This is a genomic window from Streptomyces sp. NPDC025618 (assembly GCF_055558795.1).
Genome location: NZ_JBVHLW010000013.1, coordinates 1 through 24,941, shown reverse-complemented (window position 1 = coordinate 24,941; position 24,941 = coordinate 1). Strand labels below are relative to the sequence as shown.

Annotated in this window: 20 protein-coding genes and 3 pseudogenes; 8 read left to right on the top strand and 15 right to left on the bottom strand. The window is 69.1% G+C overall.

Annotated features, from left to right (window positions below; translation table 11 throughout):
• Positions 1-239: 239 nt before the first annotated feature.
• Positions 240-788: a TetR/AcrR family transcriptional regulator gene (locus tag ACZ4A5_RS14345; protein ID WP_467582681.1), complete on the bottom strand. Its 549-nt coding sequence runs from the start codon at positions 786-788 to the stop codon at positions 240-242.
• Between the two features lie 166 nt (positions 789-954).
• Here ACZ4A5_RS14345 and ACZ4A5_RS14340 point away from each other — a divergent pair, with 166 nt between their 5' ends.
• On the top strand, positions 955-2,397 hold the full coding sequence (locus ACZ4A5_RS14340) for an aldehyde dehydrogenase (protein ID WP_467582490.1): 1,443 nt from the start codon (positions 955-957) through the stop codon (positions 2,395-2,397).
• Between the two features lie 136 nt (positions 2,398-2,533).
• A complete protein-coding gene (locus tag ACZ4A5_RS14335) occupies positions 2,534-2,836 on the top strand; it encodes a hypothetical protein (RefSeq protein WP_467582488.1) in 303 nt (100 codons plus the stop codon).
• 319 nt (positions 2,837-3,155) lie between these two features.
• Here ACZ4A5_RS14335 and ACZ4A5_RS14330 read toward each other — a convergent pair whose 3' ends face one another.
• From ACZ4A5_RS14330 to ACZ4A5_RS14320, 3 genes are all read right to left on the bottom strand, one after another.
• Positions 3,156-3,881, bottom strand: coding sequence for a dienelactone hydrolase family protein (locus tag ACZ4A5_RS14330; protein WP_467582486.1), 726 nt, complete (start codon positions 3,879-3,881; stop codon positions 3,156-3,158).
• Positions 3,882-4,184: 303 nt separating this feature from the next.
• Positions 4,185-4,613, bottom strand: coding sequence for a nuclear transport factor 2 family protein (locus ACZ4A5_RS14325; RefSeq protein ID WP_467582484.1), 429 nt, complete (start codon positions 4,611-4,613; stop codon positions 4,185-4,187).
• Between the two features lie 500 nt (positions 4,614-5,113).
• Positions 5,114-5,959 (bottom strand): alpha/beta hydrolase, encoded by an 846-nt coding sequence (locus ACZ4A5_RS14320; protein ID WP_467582482.1) that lies wholly within the window; start codon positions 5,957-5,959, stop codon positions 5,114-5,116.
• A 92-nt stretch (positions 5,960-6,051) separates the two neighbouring features.
• On the opposite strand from ACZ4A5_RS14320, the gene ACZ4A5_RS14315 reads away from it, so the two are divergent.
• Positions 6,052-6,990: a LysR family transcriptional regulator gene (locus tag ACZ4A5_RS14315; protein ID WP_467582481.1), complete on the top strand. Its 939-nt coding sequence runs from the start codon at positions 6,052-6,054 to the stop codon at positions 6,988-6,990.
• A 60-nt stretch (positions 6,991-7,050) separates the two neighbouring features.
• Here the strand turns inward: ACZ4A5_RS14315 and ACZ4A5_RS14310 are convergent, their stop codons facing one another.
• The 4 genes and pseudogenes from ACZ4A5_RS14310 to ACZ4A5_RS14295 all read right to left on the bottom strand — a co-directional run bounded on the left by ACZ4A5_RS14310 (position 7,051) and on the right by ACZ4A5_RS14295 (position 11,681).
• The gene (locus ACZ4A5_RS14310; protein WP_467582479.1) at positions 7,051-7,224 is read right to left on the bottom strand and encodes a hypothetical protein; all 174 of its coding nucleotides are present in this window, start codon (positions 7,222-7,224) and stop codon (positions 7,051-7,053) included.
• Between the two features lie 297 nt (positions 7,225-7,521).
• Positions 7,522-7,648: pseudogene (locus tag ACZ4A5_RS14305) on the bottom strand (IS5/IS1182 family transposase); the annotation flags it as partial.
• 433 nt (positions 7,649-8,081) lie between these two features.
• Positions 8,082-10,706 (bottom strand): M4 family metallopeptidase, encoded by a 2,625-nt coding sequence (locus ACZ4A5_RS14300; protein ID WP_467582478.1) that lies wholly within the window; start codon positions 10,704-10,706, stop codon positions 8,082-8,084.
• A 273-nt stretch (positions 10,707-10,979) separates the two neighbouring features.
• Positions 10,980-11,681: a hypothetical protein gene (locus ACZ4A5_RS14295; RefSeq protein WP_467582476.1), complete on the bottom strand. Its 702-nt coding sequence runs from the start codon at positions 11,679-11,681 to the stop codon at positions 10,980-10,982.
• On the opposite strand from ACZ4A5_RS14295, the gene ACZ4A5_RS14290 reads away from it, so the two are divergent.
• Together ACZ4A5_RS14290 and ACZ4A5_RS14285 are read left to right on the top strand one after the other, a co-directional pair.
• Positions 11,673-11,939, top strand: coding sequence for a hypothetical protein (locus ACZ4A5_RS14290; protein ID WP_467582474.1), 267 nt, complete (start codon positions 11,673-11,675; stop codon positions 11,937-11,939). The two genes, ACZ4A5_RS14295 and ACZ4A5_RS14290, sit on opposite strands and share 9 nt — an antisense overlap.
• A 161-nt stretch (positions 11,940-12,100) precedes the next feature.
• Positions 12,101-12,304: a hypothetical protein gene (locus ACZ4A5_RS14285; protein WP_467582472.1), complete on the top strand. Its 204-nt coding sequence runs from the start codon at positions 12,101-12,103 to the stop codon at positions 12,302-12,304.
• 235 nt (positions 12,305-12,539) lie between these two features.
• On the opposite strand, the gene ACZ4A5_RS14280 is transcribed toward ACZ4A5_RS14285, so the two are convergent.
• Positions 12,540-13,427 carry a class I SAM-dependent methyltransferase gene (locus ACZ4A5_RS14280; RefSeq protein WP_467582470.1) on the bottom strand — a complete coding sequence of 296 codons (888 nt, stop codon included), beginning with the start codon at positions 13,425-13,427 and terminating at the stop codon, positions 12,540-12,542.
• Between the two features lie 699 nt (positions 13,428-14,126).
• On the opposite strand from ACZ4A5_RS14280, the gene ACZ4A5_RS14275 reads away from it, so the two are divergent.
• Positions 14,127-14,306, top strand: a complete 180-nt coding sequence (locus ACZ4A5_RS14275; protein WP_467582468.1) for a hypothetical protein — start codon at positions 14,127-14,129, stop codon at positions 14,304-14,306.
• Positions 14,307-14,434: 128 nt separating this feature from the next.
• Here ACZ4A5_RS14275 and ACZ4A5_RS14270 read toward each other — a convergent pair whose 3' ends face one another.
• Together ACZ4A5_RS14270 and ACZ4A5_RS14265 are read right to left on the bottom strand one after the other, a co-directional pair.
• Complete coding sequence (locus tag ACZ4A5_RS14270) at positions 14,435-16,069, bottom strand: ABC-F family ATP-binding cassette domain-containing protein (protein WP_467582466.1); 1,635 nt, start codon at positions 16,067-16,069, stop codon at positions 14,435-14,437.
• Positions 16,070-16,259: 190 nt separating this feature from the next.
• A complete protein-coding gene (locus ACZ4A5_RS14265) occupies positions 16,260-16,874 on the bottom strand; it encodes a hypothetical protein (protein WP_467582464.1) in 615 nt (204 codons plus the stop codon).
• A gap of 173 nt (positions 16,875-17,047) precedes the next feature.
• Here ACZ4A5_RS14265 and ACZ4A5_RS14260 point away from each other — a divergent pair.
• Positions 17,048-17,218 (top strand): annotated as a pseudogene (locus tag ACZ4A5_RS14260) (M15 family metallopeptidase); the annotation flags it as partial.
• Positions 17,219-17,331: 113 nt separating this feature from the next.
• On the opposite strand, the gene ACZ4A5_RS14255 reads toward ACZ4A5_RS14260, so the two are convergent.
• The 4 genes from ACZ4A5_RS14255 to ACZ4A5_RS14240 all read right to left on the bottom strand — a co-directional run bounded on the left by ACZ4A5_RS14255 (position 17,332) and on the right by ACZ4A5_RS14240 (position 23,138).
• Complete coding sequence (locus ACZ4A5_RS14255) at positions 17,332-19,014, bottom strand: ABC transporter family substrate-binding protein (RefSeq protein ID WP_467582462.1); 1,683 nt, start codon at positions 19,012-19,014, stop codon at positions 17,332-17,334.
• A gap of 101 nt (positions 19,015-19,115) precedes the next feature.
• On the bottom strand, positions 19,116-21,200 hold the full coding sequence (locus ACZ4A5_RS14250) for a dipeptide ABC transporter ATP-binding protein (protein WP_467582460.1): 2,085 nt from the start codon (positions 21,198-21,200) through the stop codon (positions 19,116-19,118).
• Positions 21,197-22,111, bottom strand: coding sequence for an ABC transporter permease (locus ACZ4A5_RS14245; RefSeq protein ID WP_467582679.1), 915 nt, complete (start codon positions 22,109-22,111; stop codon positions 21,197-21,199). Before ACZ4A5_RS14245 ends, ACZ4A5_RS14250 begins: the two co-directional genes overlap by 4 nt.
• A gap of 43 nt (positions 22,112-22,154) precedes the next feature.
• Positions 22,155-23,138 (bottom strand): ABC transporter permease, encoded by a 984-nt coding sequence (locus ACZ4A5_RS14240; RefSeq protein ID WP_467582458.1) that lies wholly within the window; start codon positions 23,136-23,138, stop codon positions 22,155-22,157.
• Between the two features lie 437 nt (positions 23,139-23,575).
• On the opposite strand from ACZ4A5_RS14240, the pseudogene ACZ4A5_RS14235 reads away from it, so the two are divergent.
• Positions 23,576-24,611, top strand: a pseudogene (locus ACZ4A5_RS14235) (IS4 family transposase); the annotation flags it as partial.
• Positions 24,612-24,941: the final 330 nt, after the last annotated feature.

The window sequence follows — 24,941 nt, the reverse complement described above, 5'->3', positions numbered from 1 at the left end:
ATGGCGGACGGACATCCGACAACCCGTGGAAGGGCTACGGCACCACCGCACATGCCAGTCCCCCGGCGGCATCGTCGGAGAGGCGGCCGACGATGGCTACATGTCCGCGAGCATTACTTCCGGGAAGAGTGTGTCCCGGTGCTTCGCCAGGGGATGCGGGAACGCTATCAGGAGGCGTCAACTCCCGTCACTCCACCGGCACTTCAAACCCGGCACGCACCGAATTTCTAACAGAATTGCTAGTCGGGCTTGCGCCGGGCCTGGGGCTCGGTGGGCTGTGGGGCGGCCGTACCGAGCCCGTTCAGGAGTGTGTCGACCACCGTGTCGGCGGCTTGCGCGGGGGTGAGGTCGGCCAGTTGGCGTGAGGCGAGGTTCATGAGCTGCGGCAGGACCGAGATCGCCCACTCCGCCGGCAGTCCCGAGCGAAGCAAACCCTCGTCCGTGGCACGGCGCAGGAAGTCGCTGAGTTCGCGGACCGAGCGCTCGCGCCGTTCACGGACGGGCTCGTCGGCCAGCATCCGGCTCAGGTCGACCGGCCACATGCGGTTGACGCCGATGATGCCCTCGACATAGCGGTGCAGGGCGACGGCGACAGGGGCCTCGCGCAGCCTGGCGTCCTCGGTGGCGCGCTCGATGGCCGTCAGACGTGCCTCGTAGATGGCCGTCAGCAACTCCTCGCGCGAGGCGAAGCTCCGGTAGACGGTGCGCCGGTCGACGCCGGCCTCGGCCGCGATGGCCGTGATGCTCGTACCCGGATCGGCGGCCAGGAGACGTGCGCCGGTCGTCATGACCGCTTCCAAGTTGCGTGCTGCGTCGGCTCTCACCCTCCAAGGGTAGCCAGCCCGGGCGGAACATCCTGTCTATTGCCACGACCGTGCGCTTGTTCCAGCATGAAGCGCTACAGTGGTGTGACAGTTACGGGAAGCTTTCGGCTACGGACTCGGGAGAACGCACGTGATCACCTACGACAAGCTCTTCATCGGCGGCGCCTGGACGGAGCCGAGCGACCCGGAGCTGCTCGACATCCTGTCCCCGCACGACGAGTCGCTCGTCGGCCGCGCCGCCCAGGCCCAGCCGGCCGACGTGGACCGCGCGGTGGCCATCGCCCGCGCCGCCTTCGACGAGGGCACCTGGCCGGGCACCCCGCCGGCAGAACGGATCGCGGTGCTGCGCCGGCTCAACACCCTGCGCGAGGCCCGGGCGGAGGAGATCGCGGCCGTGATCACCGCGGAGAACGGCTCCGCGGCCTGGTTCACCCGCGCCGGGCAGCCGGGCCTGTCCCGTCAGGCCAACGCCTACCTGAAGGCGGCTGAGGAACTCGCGTGGGAGGAGGAACTGACGCCCACCGACCCCACGGCCTCCGCCCGCAGCATCGTCCGCCGGGAGGCCATCGGCGTCGTCGCCGCGGTCATTCCCTGGAACTCGCCGTTCTCCGCCTCCATGGCGAAGATCGTCCCGGCGCTGCTGGCAGGCAACACGGTCGTCCTGAAGGTCTCGCCGGAGAACTCGCTGAGCATGGGCCTGCTGGCCGAACTGCTCTCCGAGTGCGGGTTGCCCGAGGGCACGATCAGCGTGCTGCCGGCCGACCGTGGGACCAGCGAGCACCTGGTGTCCCACCGTGACGTCGACAAGGTCGCGTTCACCGGCTCGACCCGCGCGGGCCGCCGGATCGCCTCGATCGCGGGCGAGCAGCTCAAGCGGGTCAGCCTGGAGCTGGGCGGCAAGTCCGCCGCCGTCTTCCTGCCCGACGCGGACGTGGAGAAGTTCAAGGCGGGCCTGAAGTTCTCGTCCCTGCTCAACAACGGTGAGGCGTGCATCGCGCACAGCCGTATCCTCGCGCCGCGCAGTCGCTACGAGGAAGTCGTCACCGCCGTCAAGGAAGCGGTCGAGTCGCTGAAGGTCGGCGACCCGAGGGACCCGGATACGTTCATCGGCCCGATGATCCGCCGTGACCAGCAGCAGCGCGTGCGGGACTACATCGAGATCGGCATCAAGGAGGGCGCCCGCCTGGTCACCGGCGGCCCCGGGGTACCCGTGGGTCTGGAGAAGGGCTACTACGTCACCCCGACCGTCTTCGCCGACGTCGACAACTCCATGCGGATCGCCCAGGAGGAGATCTTCGGTCCGGTGCTGGTCGTCATCGCCTATGAGGACGAGGACGACGCCGTGCGCATCGCCAACGACTCCGAGTACGGTCTGTCCGGCGGTGTGTGGAGCGCGGACGAGGAACACGCCCTTGAGACCGCCCGCCGCATACGGACCGGCACCGTCACGGTCAACGGCGCATCCGTCGGCTTCGACGGCCCGTTCGGCGGCTTCAAGGCCAGCGGCCTGGGCCGCGAATACGGCTTCGCCGGGTTGCACACCTACATCGAGTACAAGACCGTCACCGTCTGATCACTCGTTCTGGGACGGCAGTTACGCAACATGTTTGTACATGGCGCAACCACTGTTGTGGCGCGCGAGGTTGTCCTAGATTTCTGCGTACGACGTAACTACGCAGCGTCTTGGGCACGTTGATCGGGAGGATTCCGTGAACGGAAAGCTTGCGACGGTCAGACTGGCCGCGGCCGCGGCGACCCTGTTGGCCGGAGTGGCGCTGGCCGCCCCGGCGTCGGCCGCCACTGCTACCCCCGGCCGGGGAGTGGTGACGGCAGACCCGTCCACCTACTACGTCTACGTCACCGGGGTCGGCAGCTCACTGGACGGCGCCCGGGCGAACGCGGACTACAAGCTCCCGCACAACTGTTACCCCGCGGGGATCGTGGCCAGTGGCACCACCCCCGACAACAACATCTGGGTGACTGTCCAGGGCGTCTGCTCCGGGGCGCAGTGACCAGGGGGCGGCAACCGCGGCAGTGCTGATCCAGCACCCGCGCGGCAGTGGCCGAGGGACGCCGACCCCACCGTCACCCTTCGGGGCTCTGAAACGTCGCAGGTTCCACGTGTCGGTGTCCGATTCCGGACCGCCACGTCTAGCGGATGCCCAATTGGGCAGTGGAGTCGGGACGTCAACTCCCGGCTGCCGCTGACGCCTGAGAGTTACCAGCACGCCGGCTCCGACGGTAACCAATTCTCCACCGGCAAGCATTCCGCACTGACGTGAGGTTGAAGAACAAGGTCAGAGCCTGCGGACAAACGCCAGTCTGCCCAGATCACTCCGTTATGGGCAGGCACTCGGCGAGCAGGCCGACGACGTCCCGCCAAGCTCGCTGCGCGTGCCGTGGGTGGTAACCGACGCCGGGGACCACGGTGTGGTCGACCGGCGGGTGGTGGAAGGCGTGCAAGGCGCCGCCGTAGACCACAAGACGCCAGTCGACGCCCGCAGCCTGCATCTCGGCGGTGAATGCGTCTCGTTGGGCGGACGGCATGATCGGGTCTTCCGACCCGACCCCGGCCCACACCGGGCAGTGAATACGCGTTGTCTCGCCGGGTCGGCCCGTGGTCAGTCCGTTCACTGTCGCGATCGCGCGCAGGTTGACGCCGTCGCGCCCGAGTTCCAGCGCGATTGCGCCGCCGGTGCCGTAGCCGACGGCGGCGATCCGGTCGGGGTCGGTCCGCGGCTCGGCGTGGAGCACGTCGAGCGCCGCGTGGCCGATGCCTCGCATCCGGTCGGGGTCGGCGAGCAGCGGCATGCAACGGGCAAGCATCTCCTCAGGGTCGCCCAAATAGCGCCCGCCGTGGAGGTCGAAGGCCAGCGTTACGTACCCCAGCTCAGCGAGCGCATCGGCCCGGCGGCGCTCGACGTCGCTGAGCCCCATCCCCTCGGGCCCGACCAGGACCGCGGGCCGGCGGCCGGTACCGGCCGGGAGCACGAGGTGCCCGATCATCGTCAGGCCGTCGGCCGCGTATTCGATCGTGTGCCTTGTAACTGTCGTCATGAGCCTGGACTGTAGTGATCACCAGGCCCGGTGGGACTGGTGATCTGCTGCTGGCAGAAGGCGAGTCTCTGGCGTATTCCGGGACCACCCCGTCGGCCGTTCAGCTCAGAGCCTGTGGACAGTGAGGTCGACGATTGGCGCTGACCTCGCCTTTTGTGGGCGCGGGAGCTTCTCCGCGAGGCGGATGCCGGCGCTCGGCGCGCATGGATGTCCGTTTGGCGCGGGGGTGGACGACGCGGCGCAGCCGCCCAACCGTGCCCGCGTCGGGTGGCGCGGGTTCGTGCTGGGTGTGTTGCGCTCCTGTCAGTCCGTAGGGGCCGTTGACGTTGCGGGTGTGGGGTGGGTCCGTCTGGTGATGTGCATCAGTACGTCTTGTGGGCGGAGTACGAATCCGAGGCGTGGACGGTCCTCGAAGCGCCACAGGCCGCAGAACGGCATAGCGATGGGCTGGGGCCGGGTAGCTCGAAGGACGCCGAGGACGGCTCCGAAATGCTCGTTGGCAACGATGTGCTCCACGTCCATGACCAGAGTGTTGCCGGTCTCCCGTAACAGGGCGCGCTCGTGTGCCAGGACCGCTTGTACGCCCTTGCAGGCAACGGGATTGTGCGCACTGCGGTAGGCGGGGTGGAGCACGATGCCCGGGGCGGCGTGCTCGGCCAGTCTCGGCAAGTGATCGTAGATCGAGCGCAGGATCGCGGCGTGGGGATGCTCTCCACTGACGGTGGCGGTCATCGTGCGCCCTGCGGCAGAAGTACCGGCTGTGGTGAGGTGGCGCCGGCGAAGAGCTGTTCCAGCTCGGTCCACTGGCCGTCGGGCAGGGCGACGGGTGGCACCGGCGTTGTCCTTCAGATGGGCGAGGGAGGTGGTGCCGGGGATGGGCAGCGTGTGGGAAGCGCGCCGTAGCAGCCAGGCCAGCCCCAGCCGCGCACCGGTGGTGCCGAGCGACGCGGGGCCGGGTTGCCCCTTTCCGGCCCCCGACGGCCGCACCCGCGTCCCCTCCGGCGCATCGCACGCGCACCGCAGCACTGATCCCGCAGTGGGTTGCATCGCCATCACCCGCCCGGGGCACCGGCGTACCCCCGCTCATTCCCCCGGGTGATAGCGGTGGGTCGGCGACGTATGCCATACGGTCCCGCCTCGCGCCCTACTCGCCTCGGCCACCGCAGCGGACCAGCCCCGGAGTCGAGGGCGCCTCGGCGGTGACCGACGTCGCAGCACGAGGCGTCCGCCGCTCACGGCAGCAGCGCCGCGGCGAGCTCATGGGGGCGGGCGGCGAACGGGCTGTGGCTGCCCGGGAGGGTGCGCACGGTGAACGGGTCGCCGGGCGTAGCCCGGTCGGCTTCCGCGATCATCAGATCCTGCACGGCCGCCGGCAGAGCCCGGTCGTCCGCGCAGCGCAGGAAGGTCCGCGGGATACGCCCCCACCGGCCCGGGGTCACGATGACGGGGGTGGTGAGGATCGCCAGAGGCAGATCGGGGCTCAGTGCCGAGCGCCAGCGGTCGAAGCGGTCCAGGGGGGTGTCGTGGTAGTGGGTCTGCCGCAGTTCCTCGATGTAGGCGGGGTCCTGCGAGAGCGGGTTGATCCGCACGGCGCCCAGTTCCCCGGGGTCGCCGAGGTTCAGACCCCGGCCTCGTGCCGTGGCGTTCTCGGGCGAGCCGATGTAGTCGGAGAACCGTGGCCGTCCGGCGGGTACGAAGGCTGAAAGGTAGACGATCTCGTCGACGAGCTCGGGTGCGCGCTCGGCGGCGAGTGACGCGGGACCGCCGCCCGCGCTGTGCGCGACGAGCACGACACGACGGTGGTGGCGGACGTGGCTCAGCGTGTCCAGAACGGCCTCGGCGCTGTCGTCCATCGTCGCCGTGGCGAGCGCGGACTTCTCGGTCAACAGGCCGGGCTGGCCCGGCCGGAGGTATCCGCTGGGCAGTGGCGCGTCGAAGCCGTGCCCCGGCAGGTCGACGGCCACGCTCGCGGCACCGCGTGCGGCGAGTGCGCGCTGCGTCGCCGCCCACTGCCCGGAACCGTGCCAGGCCCCGTGCACGAGGACGAAGACGGTGTCTGTGGAGGAAAAAGCGGTCATGACCGCATTCCACGCGACCCGGCTCCGATCATCCATCGAAAGATCTGAAAAGCTGGCCCGCGATACATGTGGGATATCAAGAGGAGGCTGACATGGAGGCGCGGCACCTGCGATACGCGCTGACCCTCGCCGAGCACGCGCACTTCGGCCGGGCGGCCGGTGCGCTGGGCATCGCGCAGCCTCCGCTGTCCAAGCAGATCGCCGACCTCGAACGAGAAGTGGGCGCCCGCTTGTTCGACCGCACCCGCCAAGGGGTGTTCCCGACAGCTGCGGGGGCGGCCTTCCTCCTCCGGGCCCGCAGGGCGCTCGACGAGATCGCGGCGGCCTCGGTCGACGCGGCCCGGGCGGCACGCGGCGAGACGGGACGACTGCGCCTGGGGTTCATCGCCTCGGCACTGCTCGAACCCCTGCCGGACGTCCTCGGCCGGTTCGGCCGCGAACGGCCCGACGTACGGCTGGAGTTGCACGAGATGGCGTCCAGCCGCAGCACGGCCGCGCTCGTCGCCGGCGAACTCGACGTGGCGATCGGCCTCGGTCGCCCACGAGGCGTCGGGGCCGAGCAGTTGGTATCGGTCCCGATCGGACACGACCACCTGGTGGCAGTCGTGAGCAGCACGCATCCGTACGCGGGGCAGGCGTCGGTGGACGTGGACCAACTGCGGCGACAGCCGCTGATCGTGGCCCCGGGCGAGGACGAGCCCGCCGTCGTCACCGGCCTGCGGACCCTGCTGGGCAGGGACTCCCCGGCACTCTCCGGCGCGACCGTCGCGAGGGACATCCACACCATCATCGGCCTCGCCGCATGCGGGATGGGCGTCGGCCTGGGACCCTCCCGCATGCTGACGGCCCCACGACGGGGCACATGGTTCTGCGAGGTGACCCCGCACACCCCCCTGCCCGACCTGGTCCTGTCCTTCCAGGCCCGGGACCGCTCCCCGGCACTGAACGCCTTCCTCGACATCATCCGCCAGAACTGCCCCGAGGTCGGCGCCGCGCTCGACCACCGACTCGGCCCACTCGGATCACGGTGAGGACGGCGACGGCGCCTCGACTCCTATCTGACCTCGCCTCGCCGGACGAGTGGGAGGAGTTCACCTCTGTTCCTGTGCTTCGGCACTGAGCTCCGCCGCACTGCCGGCACGACTGAACCAGAACCCCATCGCACGTTCATATTCAAGCGTCAGCTGCGGATAGCGAACAAAGCGGGCGACGGTCCTCGCCTGCCGGCGCTCGATCACCTCGAAGAGACGTTCGACGGCAGCCACCGGCGGTGCCAGTCCGGGTCCTGGCCCCAAGAGTCCGCCCCGGACCGTAGGGCCTCTACAGACTCAGCGCGGAGAGCCGCTCCCGGACGGCATCCCTGACAGGCCGCCCGACCGAATGTGCGAGAGTGAACCTGTGATCAACAATGCACCCTCCACTGAAGAATCCCGCTGCGCGGCTCTCGGCCCCGACAACCGCATGGACGAATTCGGGTGGCCGCGATGCAGCCTGGCCCCGGGCCACATCGGGTCCCACCGGGACGCAACCCGAAACGTGAGCTGGTTCGGGGAGGACTGACTCTCGCCGATGCCCGAGCGCCTCGTCGGGCCGGTGATGGGCGGGCCGCCCGCGTCGGCCTGGTATCCGCGCCGGGCGGTGGCGTGCCCCGGCGGCATGCTGATGGGCACGGCAAGATATGGAATCGACGCGGCGGCGCAGTACGGGCCCCACCGGTCCCACGCGGTCATCAGTCCGATGTCCGGGGCAGGCAGGGTACTCAGCTCCCGCAGCCGTGCCGCCACCGGCTCCAGGTGGCCGCCGTCCGCGGTGAAGTCAGCCCAGGGGGTGGCGGTGACGCCTTCGAAGCCCAGCAGCCGCCACCCGCCTGCCGACAGGCACCACAACAGCCGGGGAGCGAACTCAGGCAGGAAAGCGCTGATCTTCGCTTCCCTCCCCAGCTCACCGGCCCGCTCGTGCTCGTCGTCAAGAAACCACGGGTTCCCCCTGCCCCGAGTGCGCAGCAGCTCCTCGATCGCTGGAGCCGAGGAGGGAATGATGCTGTCGGGAGCGGGGCTGGGCCTGATCGCCCTGGTCCGCTCCCGACAGACGGAGGACTGACCGCCGGTTCAGTACCGGCGGATCACCTGCAGGTGCCCGCGGGCCGCGTCCGGGTCACCAGGTCGGTGTGCCCGGTGGTGGAGTCCACCCACACCACCTGCTTGCCGTCCGGCGTGGCGGCCGACATCTGCTCACCACGGTTGCACGACACGCGTCCCCGCCACGAGCCGTCCGGCGTGAACTGCCACAGCTTGCCCAGTGTCTCGTTCCGGTACGTCGCGCCGGGCGTCGCCGCCGTCGCCGTCAGCGCGTCGTCCGTCGCCGAAAGGTCGAACGCGTACAGTGCGTCCGGCCCCTGCGCCGGGCTGATGTCCTTCACGCCCGAGCCGTCGAGGTTCGCTCGCCGGATCACCGTCGGGTCGTTCGGCTTCTTCCCCTCGACCAGCCAGTAGACGCTGCTGCCGTTGATGGCCGTCTGCCCGAGGAAGGTCGGCGAGGGGGCCTGCACCACCGTCCGCTTGCCGGTGTTCAGGTCCAGGATCTCCACGCCGTACGTGCGGCTGTTGTCCTTCTCCCGGATGGTCTTGACGTACGAGATCCTGCCGTGGCTGACGGCGGACTGGGAGGAGAAGACATTGCGTCCGCCCTCGTCCGCGAAGTGCTGCTCCGACGGGTCGCTCAGCTTCAGGTAGACCGAGTGCCAGCGGGCGGGCGACGTCGTGGCGTCGATGACGACGACATCGCCCTCGATGTGCACATTGGTGATGCCGCGCCGGGCCCCGTAGAGCTTCTCGACCGGCCCGCCGGTGATCCGCCGCGCCTGTACCTCCACGTAGTGCCGCTGGTACGACGTCCAGATCACCCACTTGCCGTCGGTCACGGGGTTCACGTGGTAGTAGCCGTCGTTCGGGCTGAGCACCTTCTTGTCACCGGAGCCGTCCAGTCGGCCCGCCCACACGGTGTACGGTTCGGAGCCCTCGTCGTTGGACCTGGACGAGGCCCACCAGCCGCCGCCCGCGCCCACGCGCGACCGGTCGGTGTTGACGTTCCCGAAGAGCAGGTCGGAGTCGACGCCCATGGCCAGCTCCCAGCCGGGCACGATGCCGTGGGCGTTGAACGCCCGCTCCACCGCCCGCTGCTCACCGGCCGGCACCTTGAGGTCCTTCGCCGCGGCAAGCACCGCCGCGCGGCCCTCGGTGAAGCCGTCCAGCGGCGTCATGTACTCGCTCAACGCCTTGTAGACGATCCTGTCCGCGAGCGTCCGGTCGAGGTCCTTGCGGATGTCCCACAGGGCACCCGAGAAGATCGTGGAGTTGAGGTGCACACCCCCGTTGTCCGTGCCGATCGCCACGCCCAGGAAGGACTTGGAGGTCGTCCTCCCGTCGTTCAGGTCACGGATCGCGCACGCGCGCGGCGTCTTCGTCCGGCACAGCCGGTCGCCCAGCAGCCCCGAATCCGGACTGTCCATCGGCACGCCGTACGCGTCGGTCTTGATGGCATTGCCGAAGTAGTCGGCGAGCGCCTCGTTCATGGCACCGGACTGGCCCGCGTAGACGAGCTCGGCGGTGTTCTGCACCACGCCGTGCGTCATTTCGTGGCCGACGACGTCCAGCCCGGCGGACAGCGGACGGAATTCCGCGTCACCGTTGCCGTACACCATCTTGGCGCCGTCCCAGAACGCGTTCACGTACGGCATCCCGTAATAGCTCACGCCCACCAGGGAATTGAGCGCCATCCCCCGGTTGTCGAGGCTCGTCCGGCCGTGCACGCTCTTGTAGTAGTCGTAGACCTTGCCTGCGGCCCAGTGTGCGTCGACGGCACCCGCGTCCGTGGCGTCCTGACCGAAATTCGGCCCCGGAGAGGCGAATTCCTTGATGTTGGCCGGCCAGGTCCCCGACACGTCGCCGACACTGAGCCCGCGCGCGTCCCACGTGGACAGCTGGTTCTTGTCGCTGCCGTCCTGTGAACGGGTGCGGTCACGCATCACATACTGCTTGCTCGCGTCGTCCTTGGTCAGGTTGAGCTCGACGGTCTTCCCGTCGAACCTCACGCCGGAACCCTGGATTCCGTCGACGAGAGCGCGATGGGCCTGCCGCTGCGCGACGGCTCCGTCGCCGGCCGTCCGCCCCGGACCCGCGAACGTCCTGATCCCGCTGTACTGAAGGACCGGATAACCGCCGTTCGCCTCCACATACACCTCACGTAGCACGGGCTCCCCGGTCGCCGGGTCCTTGCCGCGCACCGTCACGTGCTGCGTGAGCACACCGGCCCCCTTGGGCAGCACGACAAGCCCGCGTGCTGCCCCGGTCAGGGGCACCTGGTCGTCACCCGCGTCCTTGGCGGGCTTCTTCACGACGAGATCCGCGTACGTCGCTTCGACAGCGCGCTCAATGGCGAGCGCCTCGTCGACCTGGGGCGTCGTGTCGGCGGTCAGAGCCGTGAAGTACTTTCCGGACGTACCGGTGACGACGCGTTTCCCGCCCTTCTTCTCCATCCGGACCACGTACTGCCCGCCGAATACGTCCACCCCGCGGTGCTGCTGCTGGAGCCGGACGGTCTCGGTGCTGCCGGACGCGGTGCTCTGAATCGCCTTGAGATCACGCGTCGGCGCAGCGATGTGATACCGGCTCCTCTTGTCCGCGAGATAGTGCCGCGCGGCGTCGGCGGCGCTGCCGCCCGCCGTGACCTGCTCGTGGACGCCTTCCACGAGCGAGGGCGTCTCGGTCCTCTGACCAGGAATGACCTGCCCGGGTCCGTCCGTGCGTGGCGTGGTCGCCGCATCGGCAGGCACCGCCGAAACCACAAGCGCGGCGACGCTGACGAGCGCCGCCGCACTTCCGGCTATGCCGCTTGTCGATCTGGAAGCTCTTGTTCTCTCTTTCGGCTTGCGCAAGGGTTCCCCCCTCTGCAACACGCCCAGGTTTTGGGCATGGCTATGCAAGCGGGAGGGACGGCGTTCCATCAACGGCGAGCCGACTTCCTAGACCCTTACCGGACGGAGTGGCCTTCCGCCGGATTTCCGAACCGTGGCAGGGGGCAGGACGTAGCCGAACCCGCGATCCGTCCGGGCCAGATCCCGTACCAGCAGGGCCACCCGCTCCGCGACGCCCTCCCCGAAGGCCACGGTGATCTCCGCCCGCCGTTCCTCCACGGCCCGCTCGCACGTGTCCGCGCTCGGGCGGACCTCCAGGGCATGGGCAGCAACCCAGTCCTCGGCAGCGGCATCGCCGCCGTGGTGGAAGGACCAGGCTGCCTGCCAGAGGTATTCGAGAACGTGAACGAAGTCGACAACAACATCGACGGCGACTCCGCGGTCGGCGGCTTCGCTCTGGATGTGGTCGAGCTGGTGGCGGGCGCCGTCGACAAGGATGACCCACCGGCGGTGGTGGCCGGGGTCCCGGGCTCCAGCCTGGTCGAAAGCCGCCCTGACGACAGCGGCAGTGTCCTCGATGACCGATCCGTGCAGCCATTTCGCTGAAGCCTTCGGTCCGGGCCTGAGGGTGCGTCGGCCGTGGCGGCCGCCGGGCAGGGCAATCACGTCGTGCGGCCGCCGGGGTGCGGGTTCGGCGTCGTAGACGGCAGTGAGGGTGGCCATGCGTTTCCGGGCGGGCTTCTCCCCGGAGGCCAGCCGGGCGCGAATCCGGCCGAGCTGCCGGCTGCGGTCGAGGAGCAGGTGCGCCACAACGCCTCCGCCGGTGCCGGCCTGTTCGTCCGCTACGCGCGGGAGGACGCCAACGTCGGCGGCACACTGGTGCGCGCGGGCGAAGCCCTGACCGTCATCAACGAGTCGGCCAACCACGACCCGGCCCGATTCGAGGACCCCGCGACACGATCGACTTCACCCGGGCACCCGGTGGACACCTCACCTTCGGCCACGGCGCGCACTACTGCGCCGGCGCCCAGCTCGGGCGCATCAACCTCCAGGAGCGGGTGCTGCTGACCGGGACCCCGGAGCTGACGATCCGTCACATTACGTGGATGGAAGGGCCGCACGTCCGAGGGGGTGCGCTGCCTGCCTCCAGGCAGCGAAGAACGAATGCGGCCTGCACGAGGCTGAACTGCTGTGCCGCGCCGCCGGAGCAGGCCATAGACGCACCGCTGGTGCAGGAGGAGCCGACCCGGGCGGAGTTCGACATTCTGGGCACCCTGCGCCGCACGGGCCGGGAGCTGCCCCCGGCCCGGTTCGCCCGGGAGATCTTCGCCTTGAGGCCGCAGTCGCCAAACGGCCGCGGATCCTGGAGGAGCGCGCGCTCGGGCCACGGCGACCCGACGACCGCGACCGCCGGGTCGCCCACCTCCCGCTGACCGACGAGAGCCGGGAGCTCACTGACCGGCCCATCCCCCACCCGCTCCGCCACGAGCAGGCACTGCTGCTGGCAGGACTGGGCACCGCCCGCGAGACGGAGCTCGCCGAAACCCTCGCGGAGCTGCTGATGCTGGTGGAGGGACGGCTGGGCAGGCTGCAGCCCTGAGGGCCGGAGGGCGTCCGGCCCTCAGGGCGGCTACTGGTCCCTCGGCCGGGAGACGGCGGCCGGCGCCGCTACGGCTTGCGCGCGAGGACCGCGACGGAGTCGAGCAGGTCGAGTTCCTGCCGGATCCGCTCCTTGTCGCTCCACTCCTTGACGAATTCCCGTGCGGCCTCGGGATGCAGTTTCTTCAGGGCGTCCGGGTCGCCGACCAAGCCCGTCCAGTAGCGGTACCAGCCCTCCCATGTCCGGTCGCGGATCGACGTCACGTCCACGTCGGTGAAACCGGCGTCGAGGAGCTCCCGGGCGTAGGTCTGCCGGTCGTACCAGTTGGCGTCGGGCACGCTGTACCTGTACAGGCTGAAGCGCGGGGACCTGAAGTTCCCGCGGGGGGTGTCACCGCTCAGCGGGATGGTGTCCACGGCGGCCAGGACACCACCGGGCCTCAGGACGCGCAGCGCCTCCTTGAGGAAGGCGCTGCGGGGGTAGAAGTGCAAGGCGCTGTCGAGGGCGACGACGCGGTCGAACGTGCCCTCATCGAAGGGAAGCTCCGTGGCACTGCCGACGCGGAAGTCGGTCCGCTCCTGAAAGCCCTCCGACTCGGCCTGGGCGCAGGCGCCTTCGACATGACGGGGCGTCACTTCCAGTCCGTAGACCTTGTGGATCCGGTTCGCCCGTAACCAGGCCAAGTCCTGTTCGCCATAGCCGAATCCGACGTCGAGGACGGTGTGGGCGGGCTCGAAGCCCGCGATGTCGGCGAGCTTCAGGGCGAGGGCCTCACCAGCCCGGTCCGGGTCATCGGTACCCTCCTCCCAGTAGCCGATGTTGATGTAGCGAGTGGACCTGTGCGCGAACTGCCTCTCAGGGTCGGCGAGTTCGTAGAGCCGTCGGACGCGGTTGGCAGGATCGGACGTCGTGACCGCCTGGATCGCCTTGCCGATCGACTGCACTTTTCCCAGCATGACAACCTGCCCTTCGTAGGGATTCAGGAATTCGCGGCTGTGTGGCTGGCCGCCGATCGCCAGAACACCACATTCCGTTTAGGGAAACCCCTAGTGCTCCAGCGGTGGTTCGGGTCCTGAGCTGCATGTTTGGTGGTGGCGGCGTGCACTGGTCTGACGTCGCCTCCTCCAGGTCGCCCAGGTCAGTGCGTGGGTGACGGGGTCGTGAATTGCTCGGGGCGGGGCAGGAGAGCGTCCAGAGGCCGCAGGATCTCCGCCCGGCCGAACTGCCCGCCACACGCGCGAACACCGATTCCGACTCAGTTGTCCAGAACGCGACTTCAGCCACACCCTCCATAGCAGGACAACGACAACCGCCAGCACAGGGGATGAACCCCTGCTGCAGTACCAGGAGTTCCAAGAGGCGGCTGTGAAGACGGTCATCGCTTGGCCTCCTTGGCTGGTGCGGCGTCCAGGGACGTCAATTGCCCGGCCCGCCTGAAAGTCGGCTGTCCCGTTCGGATAGCTCCCGTTCGCCCCCTACTCGTCTCCTCCTTCCGCAGTGGCGAACTGCCCGGTGTACTCCGTCCCCTCCGGGTGAGGAGACAGGCGGAAGCAACCGAGGCGACGAAGGGAGCAGTCGTGATGACGCTGCCATGGCGTGAGGACGAGCATTGGCGTCGTCGGTACCCGCGAGCCGGGCCCGACTGGACGCAGGGGATGCCGCAGGGACAGACGGAGCCGTTGACTCCTATGGGCCGGTCCGAGCAGTACGGGCGGATGGGGAGTGCGCTGCGGGGCGGTTACGTGGCTCCCTGGCAGCGGAAGGTGATCTGGGGGTTCGCCATCGGCGCGCTCGTCCTCGGCGCGGTGTGCGTTCTCCTGGTGCTGTGGGGCTGAAGGAGCGTGGACCAGCAGGTGCCGCCCCCCGGCGCGGCCCCGAGCCCAACTTGGGCTCGGGGCCCTTGCACGGAACCGGTGTCCGGAACAGGCGGGCGCCTGGACGAGGCCCGGGTCGGCGTGTCAGCTCACATCTCGGGGGCTGCCGTCTCCATCAGTTTGCCGTCGGTCAGCCGCAGCCACCGGTTCACGCCGATGTTGTGGAGGAACCGCTCGTCGTGGCTGACCACCACAAAGGCTCCCTGGTAGGAGTTCAGGGCGCTTTCCAACTGGCCCGTGCTGACCAGGTCGAGGTTGTTCGTCGGCTCGTCAAGGAGGAGCAGGTGCGGGGCCGGTTCCGCGCACAGGACGCAAGCCAGGGTGGCGCGTAGCCGCTCGCCGCCGGAGAGGACCCCGACGGGCAGGTGCGCGCGGGCGCCCCGGAAGAGGAAGCGGGCGAGCAGGTTCATCCGCTCGGCCTCCGGCCGCTCCGGAGCGTACTCGGCGAGGTTCTCCGCCACCGTACGGTCCAGGTCCAGCAGGTCGAGGCGCTGCGAGAGGTAGGCGATGCGCCCGTCGGCCCGCTTGATCTCGCCGTTCCCCGGGGTCAGGTCGCCGTTGAGCAGGCGCAGCAGGGTGCTCTTCCCGGCGCCGTTGGGGCCGGTCAGTGCGATGCGTTCCGGGCCTCGGATGGTGAGGTCGGCTCCGGGTCCGGCGAACACGTCTGTGTCACCGAGCTGGACACGGAGCCGCTCACCGAGGAAGAGATTCCGCCCGGCGGGCACTTGGGTGGCGGGCAGGTCCACGGTGATGCGCTGTTCCTCCCGCAGGGCGCGCCCGGCCTCGTCCAGCCTGACCGCCGCCTCGTTGACCCGGCCCGCGTGCATCTGCCCGGCCCGCCCGGCGGACTCCTGTGCGCCACGCTTCATGTTGCCGGCGAAGATACGGGGCAGACCAGCGTTCTTCAGGTTGCGGGCGGCATTGCTCTGTCGCCGTTCGGCACGTTCGCGGGCCAGTTGCATCTCGCGCTTCTCCCGCTTGAGCTCCTGTTCGGCGTTGCGGACGTTCTTCTCGGCGACTTCCTGTTCGGCGCGGACGGCTTCCTCGTACGCGGTGAAGTTGCCTCCGTGGAACCGGAGTTCGCCTCGGTCGAGTTCGGCGATGCGTTCCATGCGGTCGAGGAGGGCACGGTCGTGGCTGACCAGGAGCAGGCAGCCGTTGAAGTCCCCCAGCACGTCGTAGAGCTTGCGCCGGGCGGCGAGATCGAGGTTGTTGGTAGGTTCATCGAGCAGCAACACGTCCGGCTGCTTGAGCAGTTGGGCGGCGAGCCCGAGGGTGATGACCTGGCCGCCGCTGAGGGTACTCAGCGTACGCTCCAGCGCGAGGCCGCCCAGGCCCAGGCGGTCCAGCTGGACGCGGGTGCGCTCTTCGATATCCCAGTCGTCGCCGATGGTGGTGAAGTGCTTCTCGTCGACGTCTCCCGACTCCACGGCGTCGATGGCCCGGATGATCGCGGCGATGCCCAGCACGTCGGCGACGGTGAGGTCACCGGTCAGTGGGAGGCTCTGCGGCAGGTACCCGAGGGTGCCGGCCACGGAGACGGACCCGGTGCGGGGCCGCAGGTCACCGGTGACGAGCTTGAGCAGGGTGCTCTTGCCGGTGCCGTTGGGTGCGACGAGGCCGGTACGGCCGGAGCCGAGGGCGAAGGACAGGTCCTGGAAGACGGGGGTGTCGTCGGGCCAGGCGAAGGACAGGTTCGAGCAGACGACGGAAACGTTGGACATGGAGGTGACCTCGTGAGGAAGGAGGCAGGGGTGACACCTCTGCCTCGGCATCAGACAGGGGGAAGAGGGGGACGACAGACGAAGCCACTGCGGCGGCGCTTCCGCGCACCTGCCGATGGCCTGTCCGGTCCGGGTATCTCACCCGGAGATGTCGTCGTCCGCCACCATGTCCGGTCTCCTCGACGCGTGATCAGTTCCGGGTCAGTGTAGCAACCAGGGGTGAGTGGTGGAGGGCGGTCAGGCAATGGGAGTTCGGCGAGCACACCGCACCGACCCGGCCAGAACCCCGAATGCCTATTGGTTTCCGCCTACGTGGCAGCGAGGTGGCTCGCGGCACTTCACAGCGAATCGTCATCCCCGCCAGCCCTGGCGCGAGGCCGGTTGCGAGCCCCGGTGGAACCGTCTTTTTCGGTAACACGACTGGAGTCGTACTGCTTTTCACACCCATCGCCCAGGCGTGGGCCTCGGCGTGAGTCATGAACAGTACCTGGGTCTCGTGCGCGATGCCGCCGAGGACCACCTGGGCGCATCCCATGTGCTGGGTGCTCTTGGGCGTGGGGTGTACTTCGGGGACGAGCATGCGCCAGGCGTTCTGGGTGTAGCGGGCCAGGATGCGGGTGGCGAAGTTCTCGCGCATTTCGGGGCCACCGAGAGCGCGGGCGGTTGCGGACTGGGCGACGAGCAGAACGTGCAGGTGTACTTGGCGGCCCATGAAGAGGATTTCGGCGAGGGCGTCGATGGCCGGGGAGGTCTTGGGGTCGCCGGCCTCGCGGATTCTCTCCCAGTAGCGGGCCAGCTGTTTCATGGTGGCGTTGACCTCTTCGAGGACGATGGGCGGCCGGGGCCCGACGCTGCGATGGTACGCAGGATGGCGGACTTTCCGCCGCCAGGGCGCACAGCCGGCTCCCGCACTCGGGGCAGCGCCCGCGCCGCGTCTCCTGCGGACACGTGTAGAACCAGACCGGCTCCCGGCCGGACGACATTATCGGCGTCGAGGCGCGCGAGCACCGCGCTGTGCTGGGAGCGGCGCTTTCGGCCGCGGGCCTGGTGAACTACCCGACGGAGTGGTGGAACTGGTCGTACGGCGACCGCTATTGGGCGCTGACCGCGGGCCATCCGTTTCCCCTGTACGGCCCCAAGGGCCTGTAGGTCCCGTAGGCCGTGCAGGACCGAGGAGCTCCGCCGAGCGACCCGGACGGAACCGCCCCGGCGCCGACCAGAGGTAGGTCCAGTCGGAGCGGGGTTCGGGGCCGGAGCACGGGCTACTTCTGCCAGCCGACCGTCTCCGGGAGGGGGCTGTAGAAGATGGTCGCGCCCACGTTGGCCAGTCCCTTCTTCACGCCGTACGTCGAAGGACCGCTGAACAGCGGCAGGAAGGCGTACTCCTGGAGCGCCTTCTGCTCGACCTTGTTGATCGCCGCGTTCTGCGCGTCCAGATCGGCTATCTCCATGGTGGCGGTGATCTCCTTGTTCAGCTCTGGCGTACCCGAGCCGGTGATGTTGGAGTCGTGGTCCGAGCAGTAGTAGTCGCACAGGTCGCGGGCGGCGAACGGGTCCATGGAGCGGTTGCCCGACAGGAAGAGGTCGAAGTCGCGCTCACTGAGGATCTTGGAGAAGTCCGCGTTGTCGGCCTTCTTGATGACGAGGCGGGCGCCGATGTGCTTGAGCATCTCGGTCAGCGCGCCGGCCGTCGCCTTGCCCAGCGCGTCGTCGCCGAGCAGCGTGTAGCCGACCTCCAGCTTCTTGCCGTCCTTCACGCGCACGCCGTCGCTCCCCGGCTTCCAGCCCGCGGCGTCCAGCGTCTTCTTGGCGTCGTCCGGCGAGTACTTCAGCACGGCCGAGACGTTGTCCTGGTACCCCTTCTGGAAGCTGTGCAGCACGGCGGAACCCGGCAGCGGCTCCTTGTAGTCGAGGCCCTGGAACTGGATCTTCGCGATCTGGGGGCGGTCGATGCTCTCCTGGATGGCCTGGCGGACCGCCTTCTCCGACAGGATCGGTGACTTGGTGTTGAAGTTCAGCGAGTACTCGAAGGGGCTGCCGCCGCTGCGGATCTCCGTGCCGGCCAGGCCCTTGATCTGCTTGAGGCTCTCCGCGTCCACGGCGGAGGTGTAGTCGAGCTGGCCGTTCTTGAAAGCGTTGACCGCGGCCGCCGGCTCCAGGTTGACGTACACGCGCTTGTCGAGCTTGCCCTTCTTGCCCCACCACTTCGGGTTGCGCACGAAGGTGATGTTGCCCGAATGCTCGTCCCACGAGCCGACCGTGTAGGGGCCCGCGCCCCACTCGGGGTGGGCCTTCTTGACGTAGGCCTGGTTGAAGTTGTCGACCGTGGCGGCCTTCGGGTGCAGGAAGGTGGTGAACAGGCTGGACCAGGAGGCGTCGACGCCCTTGAAGGTGATGACGGCCTGCTTGGCGTCCACACCCTTCTCCACCGAGGTGATGCCGTCGTAGCCGACGGTTGTGGACGCCGCGAAGGCCTTGTCGGACCCGTTGTTGGCCTTCCAGGTGGCCTCGATCGCGGTCCAGTCGATCGGGGTGCCGTCGTTGAAGACGGCCTTCGGGTTGATGGTCAGGACGACCTTTTGGTGGCCGCCCTCGACGGACACCTTCACATCGCTGTAGTAGTCCGGGTTGTACTGCACCTCGCCCGTCGGGGAGTAGGTGATGGCGTCGGCGTTGTACCAGGACCACACCCGCGTCGCGGTGAGTGTCGCGTTCACGTTGAACGGGTTGCCCTGGTCGTCGAAGGTGCCGGCGGTGGTGTAGGTGCCGCCGTCCTTGATGTTGTCGTACGGCTGCGGGTTGTAGTCGGCGACCGACGACGCCGCCTTGGGGGCGTCCTTCGCGGCCGCGTCCGAAGAGTTCTTCCCGGAGGAGGACTGGCACGCGGTGGCGGCGACGGATACGGCGGCGATGAGGGCGATGGGCAGGGCCAGTCTTGAACGCATTGCGGGGTCGGTTCCTCCGGGTAGGGATGACTCTTCGGTTCGGGGGCTCGGTGGGCGCGCATCAGCGGGAGAGGGCCCGGGGTATCCGGGGCCGGGGCGGCTCAGGCCGCGTGACAGGCGTACTCGTGACCGGGCTGTCCGGCCACGACGCTCGGCGCGGGCCGTTCCGTGCGACAGCGCTGCCGTACGTCCTCGCCGGCCAGCTGGTACAGCGGGCAGCGGTCGGCGAAGACACAGCCCGCGGGCGGCCGGGCCGCACTCGGCAACTCCCCGCGCAGCACGACGCGTTCACGCTTGCGTTCACGCTCTGGGTCGGGCACCGGGATCGCCGAAAGCAGGGCCCGGGTGTAGGGGTGCTTCGGGTCGGAGAAGAGCGTCTCGGTGTCACCGGTCTCGACGATGTGGCCCAGATACATCACCGCGATGCGGTCGGAGATGTACCGCACGACGGCCAGGTCGTGGGCCACCACCAGATAGGCCAGACCGAGTTCGCGCTTGAGCCGGGCCAATAGGTTGATCACCCCGGCCTGCACCGACACGTCCAGGGCCGAGAGGGGCTCGTCGAGGGCGAGCAGCTTGGGCTCGGTCGCCAACGCCCTCGCTATGCCGATGCGTTGGCGCTGCCCTCCGGAGAGGGTGGCCGGGAAGCGGTCGCCCACCGACTCGTCGAGGCCGACCAGTGCCAGCAGCTCGTGGACGCGCCTGCGGATCGCGCCCCGGTCCCGGCCGATGGCCTGCAGGGGCTCGGCGAGCAGTTGGAAGACGGGGAGCCGGGGGTCGAGGGCGCCGAGCGGATCCTGCATCACGATCTGGACGTTCTGCCGCAGCTCCCTCACTCCTGCGGCGGATTGGGCCGTGCCCACCTCGGTTCCGGCGATCTCGATCCGCCCGCTCTCGGGTCGCCTGAGCCGGAGGACTTCCAGGAGCGTCGTGGTCTTGCCGCTACCCGACTCGCCCACCAGACCCAGGGTCTCGCCGGCCCGCAGCTCGAAACTCACCCCGTTCACCGCGTGGAGCGTGCCGACACGGCGCTTGAGGAGCGCACCCTTGGTGATGGGGAACGTCTTGACGAGGTCCTCGACACGGAGCACCACGTCACCGGTCCCGGTGCGCACGGAGCCCGGGTGCTCGTCCGCGGCGCCGTCGGACCCGGCGGGATCGAGCGTCCCGTCGGCGATCTCCTCGGCGCGCAGGCAGGCCACGTGCCCGTGCCCCGTGACCTCGCGCAGGGCGGGCTCTTCGACGCGGCAGGCGTCCAGGGCGACGGCGCAGCGGCTCGCGAAGGGGCATCCGGGCGGGAGATCCGCCGGGGTGGGCGGCTCCCCGCCGATCGCGGCGAGCGGCCGGTGCACACCGCTGTCCACGGTCGGCACGGCGGCGAGCAGGCGCGCGGTGTACGGCATCGTCGGGCGGCGGAACAGCTCGTCGACGCCCGCGCGCTCCACGAAGCGGCCCGCGTACATGACGGCGATGTCGTCCGCGTACCCGGCGACGACCCCCAGATCATGGGTGATGAGAACCAGGCCCGCGCCCGTCTCCTCCTGTGCGAGGCGCAGCACATCGAGGATCTGAGCCTGCACGGTGACGTCGAGCGCGGTGGTGGGCTCGTCGGCCACGAGCACCGACGGCTTGTTGGCGATCGCCATGGCGATGACGACCCGCTGGCGCATGCCGCCGGAGAACTCGTGCGGGTAGGAGCGGGCCCGCTCGCGCGGATCGGGGATGCCGACGAGGTCGAGCAGCTCGACCGCCTGCTCCCAGGCCGCCTGCTTGGTCAGGTTCTGGTGGACCCGCAGGGCGTCGCAGAGCAGCCGGCCCACGGAGTAGATCGGGGTGAGCGCGGACAGCGGGTCCTGGAAGACCATGCCGATGGACTTACCACGCACACCGGACAGGTCCTTGTCGCCGAGGCCGACCAGGTCACGTCCGCCGAGCAGCACCTCGCCGCGCATCGTGGCGGACGGCGGCAGCAGGCCCATGATGCCCATGGCGGTGGCCGACTTGCCCGAGCCGGACTCGCCCACGATGCCCAGGGTCCGGCCGGGCAGCAGGTCGAAGCCGACCCCGCGCACCGCCTCGACAGGGCCCGCCTCGGAGGGGAAGGAGATCCGCAGGTCCCGTACCGACAGGACGGGGGCGGTGCCGGTGGGGGGTGCCGGGTCGGTGAGGGTGCTCGTAAGGGTCATCGACGGCCTCCTGCCGCGCCGGTCACGGACGTGGGGTCGAGGGCGTCGCGCAGCCCGTCGGCGATGAACGTCATCGACACGGTGAGCAGCACGACCAGACCCGCGGGGAAGGCGAACAGCCAGGGCGCGCTGGTCACCGTGCCCGCACCGGCGGCGAGCATGGTGCCGAGCGACACATCCGGGGTCTGGACGCCGAACCCGAGGAACGACAGCGCGGTTTCGCTGAGCACGGTCGCGACCACACCCAGCGTCAGGTTCACGATCAGGAGCGAACCGAGGTTGGGAATGATGTGACGCACGATGATGCGCAGCGGGCGCACCCCCATGAACTCGGCCGCGGTCACGTAGTCGCGTTCGCGCAGCGACGTCGACACCGACCAGATCACCCGGGCCGTGGACATCCAGCCGAACACGGTGAGCACGACGATGAGGGCCCGCCAGTCACCGGCCAGCTGGTGTGAGACCAGGGCGAGGATGAGGAACGAGGGGACGATGAGCAGGAAGTGGATGACCGCGAGGGTCGCCTTCTCGACCCGGCCGCCCAAGTACGCCGCGCCGGAGCCGATGACCGCCGCCAGGACCAGGGTCAGGACCGAGACGCTCACCGCGATCGCCAACGAGCGCTGGAGCCCGTGCACGGCCGAGGCGTAGATGTCGTTGCCGCCCTGATTGGTGCCGAACCAGTGCTCGGCGCTGGGGGGCTGGGTGAGCGCGGCGAAGTCGGGGGCGGAGTAGCTGTAGGAGGTGAACAGGCCGCCGAACACGCTGAACAGCAGGAGCAGCAGCAGGATCACCACCCCCGCGACCGCGCGGCGGTTGCGCAGGAAGCGCCTCAGATAGAGCCGGCCCAGACCGATGCGCCGCTTGTCGCGCGGTACGGTAAGCAGTGCCGCGTCGGGCACCTGGCCCAGGGGCGACGGCGCGGGGGCGCCGTTCGACAGATCTGATGTCACGTCAGCTCACCCGTACCCGGGGGTCGAGGAAGACCGTGGCGATGTCCGCGAGGATCGCGCCTATCGCGGTCAGGGCCGCGGCGAAGGCGGCCGTCGCCACCGCTCCGTGCACATCGTTCTTGCTGATGGTCTGCACAAAATAGCGGCCCATGCCGTTCCAGCCGAAGACGGTCTCCGTGATGATGGCGCCGGTGAAGACGGCGGGCACGCTGAACGCCACGGACGTCGCCGTCGGGATGAGCGCCGTGCGCAGGGCGTGCCGGCGGACCGCCTGGGCCCGGGTGAGCCCGGTGGCCTGCGCGGTACGGACGAAGTCGGCGTTGATGGTGTCGAGCAGCAGCGAGCGCTGCGTCAGGTGATAGCCGACGTATCCCATCAGGGTCAGCGTCAGCGTGGGCAGGATCAGGTGCAGCAGACGGTCGCCAATCGTCGGCAACAGGCCTTGCACATCGGGGGAGTTCTCCCCGGCCACGTACAGGAAGTGCAGCCCCGCGTGCTGGTTCAGCCAGATGGCGACGAAGACCACGGCGAGCGCGGCGACGGAGGCCGGGATGTTGAACACCACGATGGATACGGCCTGCGAGACGCGATCGGCCCAGCCGTACTGCCGGGACGCGGTGTACACGCCGAGCGCGACGCCGACCACGACGGACAGGACCGTGGCGGCGAGGACCAGCTCGGCGCTGACCAGCGACCGGTAGCCGATCTCCCCGTTCACGGAGACACCGGTAGGGGACTTGCCCCAGTCGAACCGCAGGACCACCGAGGTGAGCCAGTCCCACCAGCGGTGTACCACGGGTACGCGCGGGTCGAGGTTGTACGGCGCGAGCGCCACGTCGATCTGCGCCTCGCTGCGGGCGGGCCTCAGACCTTGGTAGTTCGAGCGGGGATCGAGGAACCAACTGGCAAGGAAATACGTCGCGTTGGTCGCGATCGCGATCATCAGAAACCAGCCGGCCGCCTTGCGGGTCACTTGACGCAGCATGCGGGCCACCTCCTCACCAGATGCGAGAAGTGCGCCGCGGGGGCGCGGGATCCGAGGGAGGTGAGCATGTGCCGTGAAGCCTTCTGGGGGAAACGGAACGTGAGTTACCGGGGTGCGGTGTCATCATTCTGGTCCGCACCTGGTGGCCGGGGCCAGGCTGTGGCCCGAGTTGCCACGAGGCCGAAACACCACCGCAGTAAACCGTCCGGAATCAAGCGATTTGCCCTTGCTTGCTCCACACTCGCGTTACGCTTACCGCGGCCTGGGACGCCGACCCGGCTCGGTTCCGGGGGATGTGACCGAAACATGCGAGAGGTTTCGGCGGATGCAGGCCGCTGGCCGCGCAGGTACCAACTAGTGGCAATACCGGCGACTTTGCTGGTGGTTGGTCGTTGGGTGTGGTGTGCCGAGGCCTGGGCAGGTGAAGTCGTCGTCGGGTGAGCGGCTGTCGGACCGGGCTGAGGGTGCTGACACGGGTGTTCCCACCGGAGCTGGTGGATGAGGTGGTTGCTGAGTGCGGGCGGGTGGAACAGCGGTCCCGGCTGCTGCCGGCCCGGGTGGTGGTGTACTTCGCGCTGGCGATGTGCCTGTTCTCCGGGCAGGGTTATGAGGAAGTCGCCAGGTTGCTGACTCAAGGGCTGGAGCGGGCCCGGCGGTGGGAGAAGCCGTGGCGGGTGCCGACGACCGGGGCGATCGGCCGGGCCCGCGCGCGGCTGGGGCCGGAGCCGTTGAAGGTGCTGTTCGGCCGTGTCTGCCAGCCGGTGGCCGGCCAGGACACTGCCGGGTGCCTGGTACCGGCAGTGGAGACTGGTCGCGGTGGACGGCACCGCCTTCGATATCCCGGACACCGACGCGAACGCGGACTTCTTCGGTCGGCCCGGCTGGGGCCGCGGACAGCAGAAAAGCGCGTATCCACAGGTAAGGGTCGCCGCCCTGGTCGAGTGCGGCACGCACGCGGTGTTCGCCGCGGCCACCGGACCGCTGTCGGTCCACGAACAGCACCTGATCCCCGGACTGCTTCACCGGCTCGGGCCGGGCATGCTGGTGCTCGCCGACCGGGGCATCACCGGCTTCGCACTGTGGCGAGCCGCCGCGGACACAGGCGCCGACCTGCTGTGGCGGGTCCGCAAGAATGCGGTGAGGAGACAGTCTCACCGCCTCGTCACCACCGTTCGCGACCCAGACCGGGCTCCCGCGGCCGAGCTCGCCGCCCTCTACCACCAGCGGTGGGAGATCGAGAACACCCTCGACGAGATCAAGACCCATCAGGGCGGACACCAACTCGTCCTGCGCTCACGCCACCCGGACGGCATCGAGCAGGAGATCTACGGACTCCTCCTGGTCCACCACGCGCTGAGAGATGTCATGCACCACACGGCCCACCAGGCCGGACTCGACCCCGACCGGATCTCTTTCACCCGCACCCTCAACGCCGCCCGCCGCCACGTGACCGGCCAGGCGGCACTTTCCCCCTCACGACTGAAGCAGGCACTGATACACACCGGCTGTGAACTGCTGGAACGGCTCCTGCCGCCCCGACGGCCACGAGCCAACCCCCGCGTCATCAAACGCAAGATGTCCAACTGGCACCTCAAACACCCCCACCACCGCAACCCACCCCCACCACCGGCTCACACCGTCACCCTGATGCCACCCACCAAACCCACCAGCAGACCCCAGAGAACCCCTTAAAACAGCGGTATTGGCCCTAGTGACCTGAGTCGTTGATGCGTCGTTTGATATGCATGGGGCGTCCGGGGCCGCGGTTGGCCGAGCTGGTGTTGTCCGAGCGTGAGCGTGAGG

Excerpts from the sequence above, each read along its gene's own strand:
- ACZ4A5_RS14345 (WP_467582681.1), bottom strand. The coding sequence starts at position 788 with ATGACGACCGGCGCACGTCTCCTGGCCGCCGATCCGGGTACGAGCATC.
- ACZ4A5_RS14330 (WP_467582486.1), bottom strand. The coding sequence starts at position 3,881 with ATGACGACAGTTACAAGGCACACGATCGAATACGCGGCCGACGGCCTG.
- ACZ4A5_RS14325 (WP_467582484.1), bottom strand. The coding sequence starts at position 4,613 with ATGACCGCCACCGTCAGTGGAGAGCATCCCCACGCCGCGATCCTGCGC.
- ACZ4A5_RS14320 (WP_467582482.1), bottom strand. The coding sequence starts at position 5,959 with ATGACCGCTTTTTCCTCCACAGACACCGTCTTCGTCCTCGTGCACGGG.
- ACZ4A5_RS14315 (WP_467582481.1), top strand. The coding sequence starts at position 6,052 with ATGGAGGCGCGGCACCTGCGATACGCGCTGACCCTCGCCGAGCACGCG.
- ACZ4A5_RS14280 (WP_467582470.1), bottom strand. The coding sequence starts at position 13,427 with ATGCTGGGAAAAGTGCAGTCGATCGGCAAGGCGATCCAGGCGGTCACG.
- ACZ4A5_RS14275 (WP_467582468.1), top strand. The coding sequence starts at position 14,127 with ATGCCGCAGGGACAGACGGAGCCGTTGACTCCTATGGGCCGGTCCGAG.
- ACZ4A5_RS14270 (WP_467582466.1), bottom strand. The coding sequence starts at position 16,069 with ATGTCCAACGTTTCCGTCGTCTGCTCGAACCTGTCCTTCGCCTGGCCC.
- ACZ4A5_RS14265 (WP_467582464.1), bottom strand. The coding sequence starts at position 16,874 with ATGAAACAGCTGGCCCGCTACTGGGAGAGAATCCGCGAGGCCGGCGAC.
- ACZ4A5_RS14255 (WP_467582462.1), bottom strand. The coding sequence starts at position 19,014 with ATGCGTTCAAGACTGGCCCTGCCCATCGCCCTCATCGCCGCCGTATCC.
- ACZ4A5_RS14250 (WP_467582460.1), bottom strand. The coding sequence starts at position 21,200 with ATGACCCTTACGAGCACCCTCACCGACCCGGCACCCCCCACCGGCACC.
- ACZ4A5_RS14240 (WP_467582458.1), bottom strand. The coding sequence starts at position 23,138 with ATGCTGCGTCAAGTGACCCGCAAGGCGGCCGGCTGGTTTCTGATGATC.